The sequence below is a fragment of the uncultured Photobacterium sp. genome (assembly GCF_947502415.1).
Taxonomy (GTDB): domain Bacteria; phylum Pseudomonadota; class Gammaproteobacteria; order Enterobacterales; family Vibrionaceae; genus Photobacterium.
The window spans coordinates 1-1,363 of record NZ_CANMZV010000080.1 but is presented as its reverse complement, the minus strand read 5'-3'; the positions used below and the strand labels follow the sequence as shown (position 1 = coordinate 1,363).

The following is a 1,363-nucleotide window of genomic DNA, read 5'->3' as shown; positions in this document are numbered from 1 at the left end:
AAAGACTTGGTTTTTACACTCCAGGATACTGCTATGCACAATAATTACTTTTGTCGCACTTCAAAGTTGAAACTAAGCGTTTACCCAAGCGCCACTCTATCCTTGCTAACTAAGGAGTCCCAATGCCATTTTTCAAAGTCATTTCCAGTTAATTCAGAAGGGATCCGACATTTGTATCCAAACATTTCGATTGGTTCGATTTCTGTCAAAGGCTGAGGCTCGTTACCATCCCAAATAAAAGGTGCTAGCAAATAACTTTTATCCTCTGGATGGTTATTGGTAAACATGCCCAAAGCAAATTGACCTTTTGTTTCAAATCCTTTGCATATAACCATCTGCATGATCAAGCCCAAGTGCTCTTTGCCATACTTATTCAGTTCATTTTCTTTTCTTGTTTTTTTGAATACATTCTCTATCAATTCGCTTTCAGGATCAGGATAAAGATATACAAAGTACATATCTTCATCTATTAAAAACGTCAGCTTAAGGTCACCATTCCTGTTTTCATTACCTTTAGACCAAGATCTTAGTAACTCAAAGAATTTTTGAGCATAGATTGAATCATCAAAAGTTAAACCAACGATTTTAAGTGATTCGGGATCTTCGGGCTCACCCATAGACATAAACATGTTGGCGACCCATTTTTCCGACTGATACTCAAAATCTGGGAAGGGCAAAATGTAAGCGGATGTATAGTAGAAGAGAACATTCTCAACGAGAAAATCTACTGTACAGAACGTTAGCGCAATAGCAAGACTGATATACCATGGGAAAGAAATAACACTTATTAAAATTCCGAGTGCTGTAAAACCTCTTACAACCCATCTGAGTCTTTTTTCGTGTTTTTCACTGACGAATACTCTTGGTATTCCCTTTTCAAACTTAACCTTCGGGAGACCAATTTTAAATTTGTCTTTGTTCATTAGAATATCTTCCTTAACGTATAACGCCTGCAATAAGGTGTGCCCCACCGAACCAGCAAAGCACACAAAACTCCGAACCAAAACTGCCGAGTGTAACGCATCACCTTGATTGCCTTGTTATGGCAAACTCAATGAATTTGAATCACTTACCAAGCACGCTACCGCTACAGATTTATCTGCTCGAACGCCAGCCAGTTTACCCTACCAATAAAACCAGACAGAAATTTATACATAACCTCATGAATCAACTAACAAAATCAGTAGCCATTGAACAATGAATCGCTCTTTACCAACAGATATAAATCGTAAGCTTCGGGGAAAATAGCTAAGAATTGAAACTTGATAATCCGAAGCCCAATTTTGGATCGTGATGCCAACTTGGTGATTTGAACTATAATTTATTTATTTGTTGAGTTACTGGGTGATCTTATTGGCGACGT

The 1,363-nt window shown here is 37.8% G+C and carries 1 protein-coding gene; it reads right to left on the bottom strand.

Annotated elements, in window-relative coordinates:
* Nucleotides 1-80: 80 nt before the first annotated feature.
* A complete protein-coding gene (locus tag Q0852_RS23580; RefSeq protein ID WP_299022870.1) occupies nt 81-923 on the bottom strand; it encodes a hypothetical protein in 843 nt (280 codons plus the stop codon).
* Nucleotides 924-1,363 lie beyond the last annotated feature (440 nt).